20 protein-coding genes are annotated in these 16,566 nt (G+C 41.9%); 10 read left to right on the forward strand and 10 right to left on the reverse strand.

The window, feature by feature from the left end; all coding sequences use genetic code 11:
* Nucleotides 1-261: 261 nt before the first annotated feature.
* Nucleotides 262-1,443 (reverse strand): transcriptional regulator, encoded by a 1,182-nt coding sequence (locus FTV31_RS08240; protein ID WP_180014190.1) that lies wholly within the window; start codon nt 1,441-1,443, stop codon nt 262-264.
* Nucleotides 1,444-1,650: 207 nt separating this feature from the next.
* Here FTV31_RS08240 and FTV31_RS08245 point away from each other — a divergent pair, with 207 nt between their 5' ends.
* From FTV31_RS08245 to FTV31_RS08255, 3 genes are all read left to right on the forward strand, one after another.
* On the forward strand, nt 1,651-3,162 hold the full coding sequence (locus tag FTV31_RS08245) for an aldehyde dehydrogenase family protein (protein ID WP_180014192.1): 1,512 nt from the start codon (nt 1,651-1,653) through the stop codon (nt 3,160-3,162).
* 229 nt (nt 3,163-3,391) lie between these two features.
* Nucleotides 3,392-3,550 (forward strand): hypothetical protein, encoded by a 159-nt coding sequence (locus FTV31_RS08250; RefSeq protein ID WP_180014188.1) that lies wholly within the window; start codon nt 3,392-3,394, stop codon nt 3,548-3,550.
* A 113-nt stretch (nt 3,551-3,663) separates the two neighbouring features.
* Entirely contained in the window at nt 3,664-3,891 is a 228-nt protein-coding gene (locus FTV31_RS08255; RefSeq protein ID WP_125279759.1) for a hypothetical protein, read from the forward strand.
* A gap of 10 nt (nt 3,892-3,901) precedes the next feature.
* Here FTV31_RS08255 and bioB read toward each other — a convergent pair whose 3' ends face one another.
* The 3 genes from bioB to queG all read right to left on the reverse strand — a co-directional run bounded on the left by bioB (nt 3,902) and on the right by queG (nt 6,462).
* Nucleotides 3,902-4,903: a biotin synthase BioB gene (bioB, locus tag FTV31_RS08260; RefSeq protein WP_159124490.1), complete on the reverse strand. Its 1,002-nt coding sequence runs from the start codon at nt 4,901-4,903 to the stop codon at nt 3,902-3,904.
* Nucleotides 4,904-5,042: 139 nt separating this feature from the next.
* Nucleotides 5,043-5,261, reverse strand: coding sequence for a hypothetical protein (locus FTV31_RS08265; protein ID WP_005236211.1), 219 nt, complete (start codon nt 5,259-5,261; stop codon nt 5,043-5,045).
* Between the two features lie 106 nt (nt 5,262-5,367).
* Nucleotides 5,368-6,462, reverse strand: a complete 1,095-nt coding sequence (gene queG / locus FTV31_RS08270) for a tRNA epoxyqueuosine(34) reductase QueG (RefSeq protein WP_180014194.1) — start codon at nt 6,460-6,462, stop codon at nt 5,368-5,370.
* A gap of 23 nt (nt 6,463-6,485) precedes the next feature.
* Between queG and FTV31_RS08275 the strand changes: the two genes are divergently transcribed.
* Complete coding sequence (locus tag FTV31_RS08275; RefSeq protein WP_180014196.1) at nt 6,486-7,943, forward strand: NAD(P)H-hydrate dehydratase; 1,458 nt, start codon at nt 6,486-6,488, stop codon at nt 7,941-7,943.
* 11 nt (nt 7,944-7,954) lie between these two features.
* Nucleotides 7,955-8,236 carry an acylphosphatase gene (locus tag FTV31_RS08280; RefSeq protein ID WP_180014199.1) on the forward strand — a complete coding sequence of 94 codons (282 nt, stop codon included), beginning with the start codon at nt 7,955-7,957 and terminating at the stop codon, nt 8,234-8,236.
* Here FTV31_RS08280 and ruvC read toward each other — a convergent pair.
* A complete protein-coding gene (ruvC, locus tag FTV31_RS08285) occupies nt 8,233-8,778 on the reverse strand; it encodes a crossover junction endodeoxyribonuclease RuvC (protein ID WP_180014201.1) in 546 nt (181 codons plus the stop codon). The two genes, FTV31_RS08280 and ruvC, sit on opposite strands and share 4 nt — an antisense overlap.
* Nucleotides 8,779-8,903: 125 nt before the next feature.
* Between ruvC and FTV31_RS08290 the strand changes: the two genes are divergently transcribed.
* Nucleotides 8,904-9,470, forward strand: coding sequence for an FxsA family protein (locus FTV31_RS08290; RefSeq protein ID WP_159124495.1), 567 nt, complete (start codon nt 8,904-8,906; stop codon nt 9,468-9,470).
* Nucleotides 9,471-9,590: 120 nt separating this feature from the next.
* Nucleotides 9,591-10,229: a LysE family transporter gene (locus FTV31_RS08295; RefSeq protein ID WP_180014203.1), complete on the forward strand. Its 639-nt coding sequence runs from the start codon at nt 9,591-9,593 to the stop codon at nt 10,227-10,229.
* Between the two features lie 5 nt (nt 10,230-10,234).
* Here the strand turns inward: FTV31_RS08295 and FTV31_RS08300 are convergent, their stop codons facing one another.
* Both FTV31_RS08300 and FTV31_RS08305 read right to left on the reverse strand, forming a co-directional pair.
* Nucleotides 10,235-10,435 (reverse strand): hypothetical protein, encoded by a 201-nt coding sequence (locus FTV31_RS08300; RefSeq protein WP_180014205.1) that lies wholly within the window; start codon nt 10,433-10,435, stop codon nt 10,235-10,237.
* 126 nt (nt 10,436-10,561) lie between these two features.
* Nucleotides 10,562-10,810, reverse strand: coding sequence for a hypothetical protein (locus tag FTV31_RS08305; protein WP_004784054.1), 249 nt, complete (start codon nt 10,808-10,810; stop codon nt 10,562-10,564).
* 459 nt (nt 10,811-11,269) lie between these two features.
* Between FTV31_RS08305 and FTV31_RS08310 the strand changes: the two genes are divergently transcribed.
* Nucleotides 11,270-12,670: a serine hydrolase gene (locus tag FTV31_RS08310; RefSeq protein WP_180014207.1), complete on the forward strand. Its 1,401-nt coding sequence runs from the start codon at nt 11,270-11,272 to the stop codon at nt 12,668-12,670.
* 64 nt (nt 12,671-12,734) lie between these two features.
* Here the strand turns inward: FTV31_RS08310 and ahpF are convergent, their stop codons facing one another.
* The gene (gene ahpF, locus FTV31_RS08315; protein WP_180014209.1) at nt 12,735-14,300 is read right to left on the reverse strand and encodes an alkyl hydroperoxide reductase subunit F; all 1,566 of its coding nucleotides are present in this window, start codon (nt 14,298-14,300) and stop codon (nt 12,735-12,737) included.
* Between the two features lie 233 nt (nt 14,301-14,533).
* On the opposite strand from ahpF, the gene FTV31_RS08320 reads away from it, so the two are divergent.
* Nucleotides 14,534-14,752: a DUF1653 domain-containing protein gene (locus FTV31_RS08320; protein WP_180014211.1), complete on the forward strand. Its 219-nt coding sequence runs from the start codon at nt 14,534-14,536 to the stop codon at nt 14,750-14,752.
* A gap of 43 nt (nt 14,753-14,795) precedes the next feature.
* Complete coding sequence (locus FTV31_RS08325) at nt 14,796-15,386, forward strand: O-methyltransferase (RefSeq protein ID WP_180014213.1); 591 nt, start codon at nt 14,796-14,798, stop codon at nt 15,384-15,386.
* A gap of 16 nt (nt 15,387-15,402) precedes the next feature.
* Here FTV31_RS08325 and FTV31_RS08330 read toward each other — a convergent pair whose 3' ends face one another.
* Complete coding sequence (locus FTV31_RS08330; RefSeq protein ID WP_004784043.1) at nt 15,403-15,609, reverse strand: KTSC domain-containing protein; 207 nt, start codon at nt 15,607-15,609, stop codon at nt 15,403-15,405.
* Nucleotides 15,610-15,903: 294 nt separating this feature from the next.
* Entirely contained in the window at nt 15,904-16,467 is a 564-nt protein-coding gene (ahpC, locus tag FTV31_RS08335) for an alkyl hydroperoxide reductase subunit C (RefSeq protein ID WP_004784041.1), read from the reverse strand.
* Nucleotides 16,468-16,566: the final 99 nt, after the last annotated feature.

Here is a 16,566-nt window from a genome sequence, read left to right on the forward strand (position 1 = left end):
GAGGATCAGAAAGCTTGTTTGAATCGATGTATTTCATCCGCAGATTATGCACGAATGCTAAGAAATCCGGAGTGCAAATATTAACCAAAAAGAAGATCGTTTTTTGATTTATGAAAGAGATCTAATAAAATGTTATAATAAAAAATTATAATTCTAAAGTAGTTAAATGCTTTTTATATTTTTATAAGTTGGAATCTTCTCAATGGAAGATAGCCGTAATTATCTTGCTAACAAGAAGCCAAACAAGAAATGATCTGATTTTTAAATATCCTGAAATTTAAGCAGGGTTTGATGTGCTGGATGATCTTTTGGCATTAGTTCAATCAGACGTTCAACCGCATCAATTGCTTCAGGAAAACGTGCTACATGTTTCAGCAGCACATCAGTTTCATTGGCTTTGAAAATAGCATCACTGAGACGTGATTCCAGACAATCCCGCCATGCACATAAAAGTGGGCTTTCAGTTTTTGCCAGAAAAACTCCAGTATAAAGTTTTAAGGCTGAATCGATATAACCTGCATCTAAAGACTGTTCGGTTTGCAGGAAGTCTGCTTCAACATGCGCCAGCAATCGATAAGGGCGCGAACCAAGCATACCGCCCAGAATATCTCGTAACTGTGACATTTCAGCTTTTAGCGTACCCATGCTGACTTTACGTTCGCCATAAAGTGCCTGATGCAGGCGATCCAGACTTAAACCTTGTGGGAATAAAGCCAGAATAGCGAGAATTTCAGTCTGGCGTGGAGTTATGGTCAGGGTCTTACCATTAAAAATCACCTGAGGTACAGAAAAGGCACGAATATATAAACGCTGTTTTTGCGATTCCAGTAAAGCAGATTGAATGATGGATGCACAACGTTCGGCTGCTAATAGCCCTAAGCTATTATGTTTTTGCCAGTGGGTGGACAGGTCAATAACCCCTAGAATCTGTTTGGAATAAGGATCAATAATGGGGGAGGCATAACAGACTAGATCCTGCACGGAAGGCATGTAATGTTCGCTGGAAAACACGCAGCTCGATTGTTGGGTTTTGATCGACAGGGCAAGGGCATTGGTCCCGACCAGTTCCTCACGCCACTGACCGCCTTCAACTAAGTGAATATTATCAGCAATTGTGCGCAATTCAGGGCAGGAGGCCCGCCATAGTACCGTACTGCCAATATCTCCAACGGCCAAAACCATAGAGGACTGTTCGGCAATATGCCTCAAACTTTCAGCACAATGTTCCAAGGCATGACTTAAAGCCGAAGAAGTGCTGATTTGTTTTATATCTGTTAATGGGGCAGCCAGACGATTTTTGGGAATCTCGGCTAAAGAAGAGCGTTGCCAGGAGCTAACGATGCTCTGTTCGAGTTGTGCTGCATGTGAAGGCGATAAACTGCTGCTTTGACGAAGCTGATCAATTTTTTGCCTTTGTTGTATCAAGCTCTGTTCTGTCATCATTCCTTATTCTCACAATAATTCATGATTTACATCCAAATGTAATTATTATTGTTTTTATGAGGAATCAAAAGAAATGTAAATCGGTTGAGTGCCAACCTTTCTCCAACCTTATAACGCGTATGTTAACTAAATAGAGTACGGATGTACCTTATACCAAAGCTGTAGATGCAGCATTTTTAAAGATTAAAATAAGCAAAGGAAATACATATGCGTTATATCGATCCGAACCAGCCTGGCTCAAAAGTTCATTTCAAAGCCCAGTATGACAACTTTATTGGTGGGCAATGGGTGCCGCCAGTCAAAGGCGAATACTTTGATAATATTTCTCCTGTAGATGGCAAGCTGTTTACCAAAGTGCCACGTTCTAGCGTGGAAGATATCGAACTGGCGCTGGATGCTGCGCATAAAGCTAAAGCACAATGGAATAAATCATCTCCAACGACTCGCTCTAACATTCTGCTCAAAATTGCTGATCGTCTCGAAGCCAATCTGGAACTGCTGGCGGTGGCTGAAACCTGGGACAATGGCAAGCCAATCCGTGAAACCCTGGCTGCTGATATTCCTTTAGCGATTGATCACTTCCGCTATTTCGCCGGCTGTATCCGTGCGCAAGAAGGCGGCATTTCTGAGATTGATGAAGATACCATTGCCTACCATTTCCATGAGCCTTTAGGTGTGGTTGGTCAGATCATTCCATGGAACTTCCCGATCTTGATGGCAGCATGGAAATTGGCACCGGCTTTGGCCGCAGGCAATTGTATCGTTCTGAAACCGGCAGAGCAGACCCCGGTCAGTATTCTGGTACTGGCTGAACTGATTCAGGACCTGTTACCTGAAGGTGTATTAAACATCGTGAATGGCTATGGTGTTGAAGTCGGCCGTCCACTGGCTGTGAATCCGCGTATTGCCAAAATTGCCTTCACTGGTTCGACTGCTGTAGGTCAGCAAATCATGCAATATGCTACTGAAAATATTATTCCGGTGACACTGGAACTTGGTGGTAAATCACCAAATATTTTCTTTGAAGATGTCATGGCGCAGCAGGATGATTATCTGGAAAAAGCACTGGAAGGTTTCACCATGTTTGCCTTGAACCAAGGGGAAATCTGTACCTGTCCATCACGTGCTTTGGTCCAGGAAAGTATTGCTGATCAGTTCCTGGAACTGGCAATCGATCGGGTTAAACGTATTAAAACTGGTCATCCACTCGATACTGAAACCATGATTGGTGCGCAGGCATCGCAGGAACAGCAGGACAAGATTCTGGGGTGTATTGCAACAGGTCGCGGCGAAGGTGCAGAAGTGCTTGTTGGCGGCGGTGTACGTCAGGAAGTCGGGCAAGGCTTCTACATTGAACCGACCATCTTTAAAGGCACCAATAATATGCGTACCTTCCAGGAAGAAATTTTTGGGCCGGTACTGGCAGTAACCACCTTTAAAGATTTTGATGATGCCATCAAGATTGCCAACGATACGATTTATGGCCTAGGTGCTGGTGTCTGGTCACGTTCGGCACATACCTCGTATCGCGCTGGCCGTGCCATTGAAGCGGGTCGTGTCTGGACCAACTGCTATCATATCTATCCGGCCCATGCAGCCTTTGGTGGTTACAAGAAATCTGGGATCGGTCGTGAAAACCACAAGATGATGCTGGATCATTACCAGCAGACCAAAAACCTGTTGGTGAGTTATTCAACCAAGCCAGCTGGTTTCTTCTAAATAAAAGCAAAAAAGCGAACTTCGGTTCGCTTTTTTTATAGTAGAGAATCTTTAATAAGTGGTATTTGAGATATAGATCACAGATGCTAATTAAAAGCATGAATCAATTGAAATTTAACTTTATCGGAAAGTTGAAAAAATGAATGAAATAGGTTTTACATTTTGAAAAATTCTGGTTATAAGTTAGAGGTGATTTTTATCCAGAACAACAAATCGACACTCAGGAAGGGTGCCTAAAGAAGCGTATTTTAAAAATGATGAAACGGGAGTTTTAGCAATGCTTCAATTATTAAAAAAAATATTTTGTCTGCACATTTATGAATACCAGCAAATGGAGGAAATTGGGGCAGATTGGGAATGCCGCAAATGTGGTACCCAAAGAGATTAAAAAATACTGCAAGAAAAAGTGAGCGATATGCTCACTTTTTTATATCCATTATATTTAATCTAAACTCATATCCATTAAAATCATTACCAGTACCACATGATGAGAAGGCTTAAATGAGCAAAGATTTCCATGCCAAAACCTATATTGTAGATGAAAATCTGGCTGACACTTTACACTGGTTAAGCCTGCATCAGGACTGTTATGACTCTTTTAGTTTTGATGCACTGACGCAGGAACTGGTCGTACATCATGCCAATGGAACAGACCAGATCCGGATCGGTGATTATCTCAATGCCAGTTATGGCATTTTAATTACTGCGCATAACTTTTCAGCATCTTGAATTATTTCAATTAACTTGCCATTGCATCAGTCGCCAATGCGCGGATGCTTGGCTTTGGTTGTTCTGCTACCAGTCCTAATTTTTCAAAGAGCTGTTGGTCACGACCTTTGGCTGTATTTGGAGTCGTTAGCAGTTTTTCGCCTGAGAAAATCGAGTTGGCGCCTGCCATAAATGCCAATGCCTGATCTGAGTCAGTCAGTGATTCACGGCCTGCCGAAAGACGAATATAACTTTTTGGCATCAGAATGCGGGCCACTGCAATAGTTCGAATCCATTCAATCACATCCAGTTTTTCAACATCTGCCATCGGTGTGCCTTCAATTGGCACTAGCATATTGATGGGCACAGATTCTGGGTGAATCGGAAGTGTAGAAAGCTCAAATAATAAACCGATCCGGTCATTACGACTTTCACCTAAGCCGACAATGCCACCACTACAGACTTTCAAGCCAGCTTGACGCACATGGTCCAATGTATCTAGTCGGTCATCAAAGCTGCGGGTACTGATAATATGTGAATAGTATTCACGTGATGTATCCAGATTGTGATTGTAATAATCCAGTCCAGCATCTTTTAGACGTTCTGCCTGTGAGGCATTCAGCATGCCTAAAGTCATACAGGTCTCTAGTCCAAGTGCTTTGACTTCACGTACCATGTCCAGTACATAAGGCATATCACGTTCATGCGGATTACGCCATGCTGCTCCCATACAGAAACGTGAACTGCCAGAGGCAAGAGCTTCTTTTGCTTCCTGAATTACTTTTTCTACTGCGATTCGTTTTTCCGCTTCGAGTTTGGAGTCATAATGTGCGGACTGAGAACAGTATTTGCAATCTTCTGGGCATTTACCGGTTTTAATAGAGAGCAGGGTACTGACCTGAACGGTATTGGCATCAAAATATTGACGATGAACCTGTTGAGCCTGAAAGATTAAGTCCATTAAAGGTTGTTGATATAGGGCTTCAATTTCTGCACGAGACCAATCATTACGTATTGGATCAATACTGTTCATCTGTCCATCCTTGTTCATATTTATTTATCAGGCTCCATCTTAAGTAAAAGTATCGCCATCTTCATTAGCAAAATATGACCTTATAGAAAAAACAAAACCCACACAAGGTGAGCTTTGTAGTTGAACTCTTGATCGGAGTTTATTCACGATGATTTCCGTGAATATTCTGGTTTTGTAAATCACTACGATGTTGCTTGTTTAATACACGTTCATCTTGTTCGTGCTGGTTATTTTTTGGAGAGCCAAGCGGGCCATGTTGTGACTGCTGCTGTTGCTGTTGTTGCTGCTTCTGGTGTTGATGTTGCAACTCTTCAAGCTGTTCCTGATTTTGATGTTGTGTATCAGATGACTTTTGCATATCCACCTCCGGCTTTATTTCTATTCTTTTTCCTTTATGCCATAGCTTGCACAGTAACTGTGTAAGGCTTTGACGAGAAAATGTGAACCGAAGTAAAAATTGAAAATTACCGGGATTTTGCCAGTTGTTCCTGTATGGCCCAGTCAATATGAACTTGTACAATCTCATCATGTTGATTCTGCTGAGCTTGTAATGTCTGGACAATCTGTGGATCAAAAGGCGCATTACCCAAGCCGATCGCAATATTGCGCATAAAGCTCTGATAGCCGGTACGGCGTAATGGACTGCCTTCAGTTGAGCTTAAAAATGTAGCTTCATCCCATTGCCAGAGATCCAGTAAACTCACTTGATCCAGTCCATGTCGGGGGTGAAAATCTTCAATATTAGTTTTTTGAGCAAAGCTGTTCCACGGACAAATCAACTGACAATCATCGCAACCGAAGACCCGGTTACCAATCCCTCGACGTAACTCCTCTGGAATGATCCCTTTATACTCAATGGTTAAATAAGCAATACAGCGACGTGCATCCAGCATATACGGTTCAACAATAGCCTGTGTCGGGCAAATATCAATACAGGCTGTGCATGAACCACAATGTTTGCTTGCAGGCTCATCAAAGGGCAGTTCCAGTGAGCTAAACAGCTCACCTAAAACAAAGAAAGACCCGGATTTTTTATGGATTAATAAAGTATGTTTACCGGTCCAGCCCATGCCCGCACTTTCGGCCAGGGATTTTTCAAATACAGGAGCAGAGTCTGCAAAGGGGCGGGATTCAAATTCACCGACTTTTTCCCGAATTTTAGAAGCCAGCATTTTTAGGCGCCCGCGCATGGTCTTATGATAGTCACGACCACGGGCATAACGGGCAATAATCGCAGAATTTGGTGCATAGGGCACTAGACGCGGTTCTGGAAGATCGACCAGATAATCCATTCGTACACAGATCACGGATTTGGTATTGGGAATAAGCAGTGTGGGATCGGCACGTTTTTCCAGATTTTCTTCCAAAAACTTCATATCACCGTGATAGCCGCGGTCTAAATATTCCTGCAAGCGGACTAATTCTGCTTGAGCATCCGGTTGGGCAATGACACAATCAGAAAAACCCAGTTCTCGTGCCTGCGCTTTGATCCACGCTTTCAGTTCATGGGGATCTTGTTGATAAACTTGGATTTGCGCTTGGGAATCGGGTGTTGTCATAAACCAGAAACAGGAAATAAGAAATGCAGCAGCAAGTTTATCATAGCCGCGATATACAAGCATGGGAGCAGCGCTGGTTTGGCAAGCAAAATAGTTCTTATGGTTTAATGCAACAGGTGGCATGGTCGATTGCGCAGCGACTCATCTCTTTGTTGGAACAACAGCAATTGACCCGAATCGCTGTGTGTTGCGGTCAAGGTAATAATGCCGGTGATGGTTATCTAGTAGGTAAATATTTAAAACAGGCCGGTTTTGAAATAGATATTTATGCAGCAGAACCCGGTCTATCACAGGATCTGGCACAAGCAATCGGGGCAGCTCAGGAAATCGGCATACCCACTTATTCAGGTTTTAATTTTCAGAAACAATATGAAGTCTATATTGATGCCTTATTTGGGATCGGCTTGAACCGTAATCTGAATGAAAATTGGCAACAGATTATTCAAAGCATTAATGCCCAGCAAGGACTCAAAATCGCAGTGGATATTCCAAGCGGACTGCATGCCAATACTGGCCAGCCTTTGCCGGTCGCCATTAAATCAGATCATAGTTTTACTGTTTTAGGTTTAAAGGCGGGACTATTTACCGGACGAGGCAAAGAATATGCCGGCAAGGTAGAGGTCATCTCGGTTATTCCTCCCGATGCTGAACTTGTGCCGATAGCTCAAATTTCCTCGACTCAAATTCATCTGCCTAAACGTGAAGCTTTTGGACATAAGGGCAGTTATGGGCATGTGCTCGTAATTGGGGGGCATGCCGATATGGGCGGTGCGGTCATTATGGCAGCTGAGGCAGCCTTTGCTGCCGGTGCAGGTAAGGTCACTGTGGTTTGTGATGCCAAACATCATACTGCCATTTTGTCACGTGCTCCGAATATCATGCTGCGTGATATTAATGCGCTAGATGCTGAGCAACGCCAAGCTTTAGTTCGTCATGTGGATGCTGTCTGTTTTGGTATGGGGTTAGGACGAGATACTTGGGCTGAACAGCAATATAAATACTGGTTTGACCTGATTCAGCAATCAGAACTGGAGACAGTTCTCGATGCAGACGCCTTGTGGTTTCTGGCAAAATCACCACAAAAGTTGAATGCCCATACTTATGCAACACCACATCCGGGTGAAGCGGCTACTTTGTTAGAAATGAAAGCATCAGAAGTCGAAGCAGATCGTATTCAGGCAATTCAACAGCTCCAGCAAAAATATCAGGGACAATGGGTGCTCAAAGGTTCAGGTAGCCTGATTTTAGAAGATGCTCTTTTCATCTGTACCGCAGGCAATGCCGGTATGGGAACCGGAGGAATGGGAGATGTACTTGCTGGTATGATCGCAAGTTTGAAAGCCCAATTTAAAGATGCCACCCATTTACATGAAATCGTAACTTTGCACGCACTTGCCGGTGATGTATTGGCGAAAAAAGGTGAACGTGGCTTGCAGGCGCAAGATATGAAACATGCCATTTACCAGGTTGTGAACCACTAAGGACAATAAAAATGCAGGCCATTCATTTAATCATTCAGGGCAAAGTGCAGGGCGTAGGCTACCGTCGCTGGTTTGAACAAAAAGCAATTCAATTAGGTTTAAAGGGTTTTGTACGTAATCTGGAAACAGGCGAAGTCGAGGCTGTCATTGTTGGGAAGGAGGCGATTGTTCAGGACATGATCCAGTTCAGCAGAACTGGACCACAACGTGCAGAAGTCACTGCAATTCATCAGCAGAGTTTAAATCTTCAAGGCGCTGATTTTCAGGATTTTAAAGTATTAACTGAAGACTAACGGCGGCGGGTGCTGACCCGACTGCGTCCGCGTGCCATACCCCCCAATGCATTCAATACAGCCATTTTACTCATGCTGCCTGAAGCATGGGCATGACAAATGGCAGCAGCGAGTGCATCAGCAGCATCCTGTTGCGGCTTGATTGTCAGGTTCAGAATACGCATAACCATCATTTGAACCTGTTCTTTGTCTGCAGCGCCATAACCCACTACAGACTGTTTGATCTGACGCGCCGTATATTCAGCAACTTCCAGATCTAGGTTCACTAAGGCTGCGACTGCCGCACCACGAGCCTGACCCAGTTTAAGAGCAGAATCCGGGTTTTGTGCCATAAACACCTGTTCCACCGCAGCCTCGGTCGGGCCGTAAAATTTGACAATCCGTTCGACACCGGCAAAGATTCGTTTTAAACGTTCAGGCATTTCCGCTGTTTCAGTTCTAATCGTTCCCGCATCAACAAAAGTGAGTTTTGAACCTTCTTTCTGGATGATACCGTAACCTGTTAGACGCGAACCGGGATCAATCCCAATAATTAATGACATGCCTGCACTTTAAAAATAAAATAATGCCCATATTGTTACATAAGCGTATCAAAAAAGCTTGATCCTGATGAAGCAGTTGATTACAGCATCCTAATATTTATTTTACTGAGATTAGATTAATTTTCATGAAATTATTTCTTATTATCCTGGCCGGCTTAGTCCTCGAAGTATTTGTATGGATTGGCGTGGGTGACCTTGTCGGGAGCATGTGGTACGTATTTTTCTGGTTTGTGGCGGCCTTCTTTATCGGTATGAACCTGATCCGGAAATATTCGGCCGGCGTTATGCCACAAATGCAGCAAATGCAGATGGGGCAGATGAGTGCAGATCCGGCATTATCGAATAATTTACCTAAAATTTTAGCCGGCTTTTTCCTGCTGATTCCTGGTTTGATTAGTGATGTGCTTGCGGTATTAATGCTGATTCCACCTGTACAACGTGCTTTCCAGGCAGCCATGATGAAAATGATGATGAAACGTCAGCAAGCCATGATGGAAAAAATGATGGGTGGCATGATGGGCGATGTCGGTGGCGGTGCAGGCCAAAACCCGTTTGCTGAAATGATGCGTCAAATGCAGGATATGCAGAACCAGCAGGGTGGTCATGGCGATTCAACCATTATTGATGGCGAAGCTCGTGAAGTGACCCCGGAAGCCAAGAAAATTGAAATGAAAGATGTGAACAAGAAATAAAATCACGCTTTCAATATAAATGCTTCAAGCCGAATCTCATGATTCGGCTTTTTTACTGGAACTTTCTAATTTCGTTAAAAAAAAGTTATAATAGTTTTTTTACCATTTGATCTTTTTTAAATGTCCTTGCTCTTTACCATCTGTTTTCTGCATTTTGTTGCTCAATTAAGCCCGGGTCCTGACATTTTACTTATCGCAAAAAGTGCGGCTTCTACGACACGTATGAATGCCTTAAAGGTGATTGCCGGAATTTCAGCAGGGATCGTGGTTTGGGTGGTATTGACGCTAGCAGGCTTTACCGTACTGATCGACCAGTTTCCCTGGATTCAGCAGGTATTAATGGTCATCGGTGGGCTATTTTTGGTCAAAATGGGCTGGGCCATGCTAAAAGGTGGCTGGCAAGGTTTTCAGAACAGACATCAAACTCAAGATGATTTAAATACAGTAGAAGCACCAAAAAGTTATTTTATGCAGGGTTTATTGACTAATCTGTCGAATCCTAAAACCCTGATCTATTTCAGTAGTGTATTTTCACTCGCCCTGAGTTCATCAGCTTCTAATTATTTAAAAGCGCAACTGGCAGTGATTATTCCGCTGCAAACATTTATTACTTTTACTTTACTGATGCTGTTAATTTCCCATCCTAAAATTAAAGAGGCTTACCAGCGATCAGGAAGTTATATCGATATGATTTCAGGCGGGTTATTCCTGATTTTTGCAGTCTGGTTATGGTATGACGCGCTGGTTCTAATGAACTAAAAATCTTAATTCGATGGGGTAACAGAGGAGTTTTCGGTAGAAGGCTGCTGTGCAGCGGAAGCGTCAGAAACTGGATGATTCTGTTTCTGCACTGGGGACTGATAACGATTCGGTTTAAGGGTGGCCTCAGTATTTTCCGAACCTTGATAACTGCGACTGCGATTGGCACGCTCACGTAAGCCGCCTTTTTTAATTAACTGAACCATTTTCATCTCTCACTGCAAGATGATTTATTGTAATTCAAATTTTCTATTCTGGCAGCGTTTCATCTTTAAGTTAAAAGCGCATAAAAAAGACCTGATCCATGTCAGGTCTTGCTGGAGGATAAAAAATTAGCGCGGACGTTTATTATCTTGTTGCAGCACATCAAATAAAGATGACTGAGCTGGCACTTCCTGCTGCTGTGACTGGATATAGACATGCATTACTTTGAATGCGATTGCAGTAACCAGACAGGCCACCAGACATAAAATCCAAAAACCATAAGGGCTGCGAATATTATGTGAGCCACAGGCATGACATTCTTTTTGGCCAGCTTCTACAACTTTATCGCAGCACGCACAGTGATATTGATAGTACATTGCTAAGCTCCATTACATTTCTGATATTTTTTTTGTTATCTTTCACGGACTTTTATTTCAGGTCTGCATTTCATGTTAATGATGCAATTAGACGCTGACAAGTCATATAACAAAAAGTTACCCAAGTCTTAGTGAGGAAAACAAATAATAATTGGCTAAGTACATAACATCATTAGGTTATTTCAAGAAATTTCTCTGGAATAATTAACTATGCTATCTATCAATTCATAAGCAATTTTTGAACCAATTTGAGTGGAGCTTAAGAACAACAAGTATAAAATGGGAAATAGACAGGGCAAGAACTTATATGGCTTGATCTGCCCTACAAAATAGAATGATATGGAATATATTTTGCTTATTTTTTAGCTATTCGTTGCACTCTATTAATTCTATAAAAATGTTTAATTTCAATAATTTTTATGAAAGTGCACTATAAACTTAAGGAACAATACTAATCTCATGAAGAAAATATCACTGTTTTTATCATCCTTGCTCTGTATGAGCAGTCTTTATGCACAATCTGATATTGAAAAGGAAGTTATTACTCAGTTTCAGCAGGATTTTAATGCACAAAATTATGCAGCAATTTTCGAAAAGTTTTCACCTGAAGCGAAAAAGGCGATTCCTTTAAATATGTTTGAAAAAGTCTCTAAAGACTTGCAGCAGCAACTAGGCACAATCCAAAGTATTGAGTATATAGAGTCTAAAGGCAAAGAGACTGCAGTCTATAAGGCCAACTTTGAAAAAGATCGTCTGAAACTCAGCATGAGTTTGAATAATGATCAACAGATTTCCGGTCTTTTATTTACGCCCTATATCGAATCTACTGCAGCAAATAATAAGACAGTCAATGCTATTCAAGGCTATCCAAAAGCGATTGCAGAGAAAATTTATCAGGCTACTCGTACTTTTCCAAAGCAGACTCAAGTGGCTATAGCGGTATTAGATCAAGACAAAACCCATTACTATGGGGTACAGAAACATAAGGACAAAATCCAGGCCCAGGCCAATCAGGATAAAGTCTTTGCAATCGGTTCTCTGACCAAAGTAATGACATCAACTATATTGGCTGAGTTGGTGACCCAACATAAAATTAAACTCGATGACAAGATTAATCCTTATTATGCCTTTCCATTTAAGGACCATATCCAGATTCGCTTTCAGGATTTAGCCAATCATACGTCTGGACTGCCACGACTACCGAGTAATTTGGAAGTAGATGATGATACTGATCCATATAAGGAATATGATGCAGCTAAACTGGAAGAATATTTAAAAAATTCCTTAGAGCTTGAACATGCAAATAACAGCGGGAAAGTGCCACATTATTCTAATCTGGCTGTGGCTTTATTGGGACAGAGTTTGAGTCAATCGCAAAATAAGGATTTTGCTGAGTTACTCAATGAATATGTCTTTAAAAAGTATGGGATGAAACATAGCTATACCTCGCCTGATCAAGCAGCTAAGCAACTTGTGTCTGCATTTGATGCCCAAGGAAAAGAAATCACCACTTGGACCTTTGATACTTTTTTACCCGCAGGCGGCGTACTCTCTACAGCTTCAGATTTAACCAGATTTGCACAAGCTCAGTTTGATGAAAAAAATGCAGCAGTACAATTAACTCAGCAAGCAACCACAGAACAAGCAGGTAGCTACCAATTGGGATTGGGCTGGTTTGTGCGAGAACAGGACAATGGCACTAAAATCATCTGGCATGGTGGGAATACCGCAGGGCATTCTGCTATTTTGATGATTGATTTAAACAAGAAGAAGGCAGTGACGATTTTAGCCAATGTTGCTGCTGTACATCCTGAAATGGCAAATATTGAAAAACTGGCAGCTCAACTCTTACAGGAATAAATCAGCTTTGAGATAGTAAAAAGCCCGCATTGTGCGGGCTTTTTTAATTCATGGATTTTAAGGATTACTGACCAGAACGAATGATGTAATCAAAGGCAGATAATGATGCTTTGGCACCTTCACCAGTCGCGATGATGATCTGTTTGTAAGGAACAGTGGTACAGTCACCTGCAGCAAACACACCTTTGACATTGGTTTCATTGCGCTCGTTAATCACAATCTCACCACGGTTGGTTAGCTCAACATCGGTTCCTTTCAGGAAGTCAGTGTTCGGCAACAAACCGATCTGAACGAAGATCCCAGCCAATTCAACAGTGTGCTCTTCATCAGTTGCACGGTCTTTGTATTTCAACGCTGTGACTTGTGAACCATCACCGATCACTTCGGTAGAAAGCGCATTTTTGATTACGGTGGTGTTTGGCAAGCTGTGCAATTTGTCTTGAAGCACTTGGTCAGCACGCAGTTTGGTATCAAACTCAACCAGCGTTACATGCTCAACAATACCTGCAAGGTCAATCGCAGCTTCTACACCGGAGTTACCACCACCGATCACTGCAACACGTTTGCCTTTGAACAATGGACCATCACAGTGTGGGCAATACGCTACACCACGAGTTTTGTATTCCTGTTCACCTGGAACATTCATCTCTCTCCAGCGTGCACCGGTAGACAGAATGACTGTTTTAGATTCAAGTTTCGCACCATTTTCTAAAGTCACTTCTACCAGACCATTCGCTGTGCTATCTGCGCCTTTGATGTCAGACACACGTTGCAGGTTCATGATGTCAACGCCGTATTCACGCACGTGTGCTTCCATCTCAGCAGCAAATTTCGGACCTTGGGTTTTTTGCACTGATGTGTAGTTTTCGATGTCCATGGTATCCATCACCTGACCGCCCATGCGTTCAGCCACGATCCCAGTTTGAATGCCTTTACGTGCTGCATAGATCGCTGCAGTATTCCCTGCAGGTCCACCACCAATCACCAACACATCAAATGCATCTTTGGCATTTAATTTTTCAGCATCTTTGGCTGCGGCATTGGTATCCAGTTTGGCAATGATTTCTTCCAGTGTCATACGACCCTGACCGATATGTTCATTGTCTTGGAACACCATTGGTACGGCCATGATTTTGCGTTCTTCCACTTCATCCTGGAAGAAAGCCCCATCAATCATGGTGGCTGTTGTACCCGGGTTATAGATGGCAATCAGGTTCAATGCCTGAACAACATCCGGACAGTTATGACAGCTGAGTGAGACAAATACATCAAAGTCAGATTTGATGCCCAAGCCTTTAATCGATTCCAGAACTTCGGCAGAGACTTTTGGTGCATAACCAGAAGTTTGAAGCAATGCCAGAATCAAGGAAGTAAACTCATGGCCCATTGGCAAGCCTGCAAAGAACACGCGAGGCTGTTCACCGGCTTTTGCCACACCAAAGCTTGGTGCACGTTTGTTGGTACCGTCAAAACGGGCAGTCACTAAATCAGAAAGCTGAGCGATTTCCTCAACCAGTTCTTTGATTTTGGCTGATTTGTCAGAGCCATCCAGAGTTGCCACTAATTCAATCGGGCCTTCCAAACGTTCAAGTAGTGTTTTTAATTGAGCTGAAGTATTTTGATCTAACATTGCTAACGTCTCCAAAGGAGTAAGAATTCATTCGATAAGTAGATACTAAGCTAAATCGATAAATAGATAAAACAGTTTGTTTTTATAAATTTGATCGGTTTTGCAAATGTATTGAAAAATTCATGATTAATTTCAAGCTTATATATGGGTGCTTAGCATGAATTTTCAAGTAGTTTAGAATGATATTACTCTTTTTCGGTTAATATCAGAATTCTGCATTTGAGAGTTGAACGATGGAATTACAACGCGGCATTTATCAACATTATAAAGGCAAGCTTTATCAGGTCCTGCATGTGGCAACGCATAGTGAAACGGAAGAAAAGCTGGTGGTTTATCAGTGCCTTTATGGTGACTATTCGATTTGGGTACGACCGCTATCCATGTTTACAGAAAGTATTATCACCAGTGATGATCGTGAAGTAGAACGCTTTAAATTGGTTCAGGCACTTTAATCAGTCCATAAATAATTTATTTAGATAACCTCAGGGAAGAGCAATGAATCAATTACAACATTTTGAAAGTTTCATGCAGGAGCTGTATGAGACCTTTCATGCGCATGATCTTCAGCAAACTGAACGTCTGCAACGCTATCGAAATATTGAGCCTGAATCAGGCCGATTTTTATCATTACTCATTCGTGCCCAGCAGTCCAAACGTATTTTGGAAATTGGTACTTCTACAGGCTATTCCACTTTATGGCTGGCCGAAGCTGCCTGGCAGACTCAAGCGACGATTACAACATTAGAAATAGATGCAGAAAGAGTTGCGCAGGCCGAGCAGTATGCAAATCAGCTAGGTCTAGATAATTTGATTAATTTTAAAGTGACAGATGCATTGCATTATTTGCAAGCTGAGCAGAACGTATTTGATTTTATATTGTTAGATGCGGAACGTGATGCTTATGTGGATTATTGGACCCATTTGGCCCGATTACTCAAGCCAAAAGGTGGAGTATTACTGGTGGATAATGTGATTTCACATGCTGCGGAAGTAGAAGAATTTATTCATCTGATCCAGCAGGATTCAGGTTTTATCATGAGTACGTTGCCGATTGGAGCTGGCTTACTCATGGTGACTTATCGTTAAGCAGAAATTAGTTAAATTAAAACAGGCAAACCCGGTCAAAATGTAAGTTGTATTCAAGATATTTCTGTACAAAGGCCATTTTATCTTGGCGTCTTAACAGGTTGTCATAAACAAATTCGGGAACAGGATGGTAGAGCTCTATATCGCCATTGCTATAAATGATTTTCAGGTGGCGGCTAGAGGGACTATAAGCCCATGAGATCACGGTTAGCAGTTTTTGCATACGTTTTCCTCCACTGAATATTATTATCTTATGTCTTGAACTTATGCCAACTGACATTGAAGATGTATAACTGAATTGTAAGCATAAGTAGGGGATTGTTATGAAGAGGATGCAATATGCATGCCTGATTTTTATATGATCTTTAAAGTGAAAAATAAAGATTTGACAGGATGGCTTTAGATACAAGAAAAGGGAAAATAAAACGTTTGGCCAATAGAGTAATCAAATAAATGTTCAAATAAAAAAACCACGCTAAAAGCGTGGTTTTTTTGAATCAGTTCAATCTAATACAGATTAGATTTTACCAACTAGGTCGATTGAAGGAGCAAGAGTTGCGTCGCCTTCTTTCCATTTAGCTGGGCAAACTTCGCCTGGGTGAGCGTGTACATATTGAGCTGCTTTAACTTTACGAAGAAGTTCTTGAGCATCACGACCGATACCGCCAGCGTTGATTTCAACGATTTGGATTTTACCTTCTGGATCGATCACGAAAGTACCACGGTCAGCAAGGCCGTCAGCTTCGATTAATACGTCGAAGTTTTTAGCAAGAGTCCAAGTAGGATCACCAACCATTACGTATTGGATTTTTTTGATTTCTTCAGAAGAATCGTGCCAAGCTTTGTGAGTGAAGTGAGTGTCAGTAGAAACTGAGTAGATTTCAACGCCTAATTTTTTGAATTCTTCGTAGTTGTCAGCAAGGTCGCCAAGTTCAGTTGGGCAAACGAAAGTGAAGTCAGCTGGGTAGAAGAATACTACAGACCATTTACCTTTAAGGTCAGCTTCTGTTACTTCGATGAATTTACCATTTTGGAACGCAGTTGTTTTGAACGGTTTAACTTCAGTATTAATTAAGCTCATCATTGTCTCCATGATTGAGGTTTGTATTTAATTTCCAATAGGGTACAGAAATTATTTTTCTTGCTGAAACAGTATTTTTACATAACATACATCGGAAAA

This window comes from Acinetobacter sp. YH16031 (genome assembly GCF_013417335.1).
In the GTDB taxonomy this organism is placed as follows: domain Bacteria; phylum Pseudomonadota; class Gammaproteobacteria; order Pseudomonadales; family Moraxellaceae; genus Acinetobacter.

Excerpts from the sequence above, each read along its gene's own strand:
- FTV31_RS08240 (WP_180014190.1), bottom strand. The coding sequence starts at position 1,443 with ATGATGACAGAACAGAGCTTGATACAACAAAGGCAAAAAATTGATCAG.
- FTV31_RS08245 (WP_180014192.1), top strand. The coding sequence starts at position 1,651 with ATGCGTTATATCGATCCGAACCAGCCTGGCTCAAAAGTTCATTTCAAA.
- FTV31_RS08255 (WP_125279759.1), top strand. The coding sequence starts at position 3,664 with ATGAGCAAAGATTTCCATGCCAAAACCTATATTGTAGATGAAAATCTG.
- bioB (WP_159124490.1), bottom strand. The coding sequence starts at position 4,903 with ATGAACAGTATTGATCCAATACGTAATGATTGGTCTCGTGCAGAAATT.
- FTV31_RS08265 (WP_005236211.1), bottom strand. The coding sequence starts at position 5,261 with ATGCAAAAGTCATCTGATACACAACATCAAAATCAGGAACAGCTTGAA.
- queG (WP_180014194.1), bottom strand. The coding sequence starts at position 6,462 with ATGACAACACCCGATTCCCAAGCGCAAATCCAAGTTTATCAACAAGAT.
- FTV31_RS08275 (WP_180014196.1), top strand. The coding sequence starts at position 6,486 with ATGCAGCAGCAAGTTTATCATAGCCGCGATATACAAGCATGGGAGCAG.
- FTV31_RS08280 (WP_180014199.1), top strand. The coding sequence starts at position 7,955 with ATGCAGGCCATTCATTTAATCATTCAGGGCAAAGTGCAGGGCGTAGGC.
- ruvC (WP_180014201.1), bottom strand. The coding sequence starts at position 8,778 with ATGTCATTAATTATTGGGATTGATCCCGGTTCGCGTCTAACAGGTTAC.
- FTV31_RS08290 (WP_159124495.1), top strand. The coding sequence starts at position 8,904 with ATGAAATTATTTCTTATTATCCTGGCCGGCTTAGTCCTCGAAGTATTT.
- FTV31_RS08295 (WP_180014203.1), top strand. The coding sequence starts at position 9,591 with ATGTCCTTGCTCTTTACCATCTGTTTTCTGCATTTTGTTGCTCAATTA.
- FTV31_RS08300 (WP_180014205.1), bottom strand. The coding sequence starts at position 10,435 with ATGGTTCAGTTAATTAAAAAAGGCGGCTTACGTGAGCGTGCCAATCGC.
- FTV31_RS08305 (WP_004784054.1), bottom strand. The coding sequence starts at position 10,810 with ATGTACTATCAATATCACTGTGCGTGCTGCGATAAAGTTGTAGAAGCT.
- FTV31_RS08310 (WP_180014207.1), top strand. The coding sequence starts at position 11,270 with ATGAAGAAAATATCACTGTTTTTATCATCCTTGCTCTGTATGAGCAGT.
- ahpF (WP_180014209.1), bottom strand. The coding sequence starts at position 14,300 with ATGTTAGATCAAAATACTTCAGCTCAATTAAAAACACTACTTGAACGT.
- FTV31_RS08320 (WP_180014211.1), top strand. The coding sequence starts at position 14,534 with ATGGAATTACAACGCGGCATTTATCAACATTATAAAGGCAAGCTTTAT.
- FTV31_RS08325 (WP_180014213.1), top strand. The coding sequence starts at position 14,796 with ATGAATCAATTACAACATTTTGAAAGTTTCATGCAGGAGCTGTATGAG.
- FTV31_RS08330 (WP_004784043.1), bottom strand. The coding sequence starts at position 15,609 with ATGCAAAAACTGCTAACCGTGATCTCATGGGCTTATAGTCCCTCTAGC.
- ahpC (WP_004784041.1), bottom strand. The coding sequence starts at position 16,467 with ATGAGCTTAATTAATACTGAAGTTAAACCGTTCAAAACAACTGCGTTC.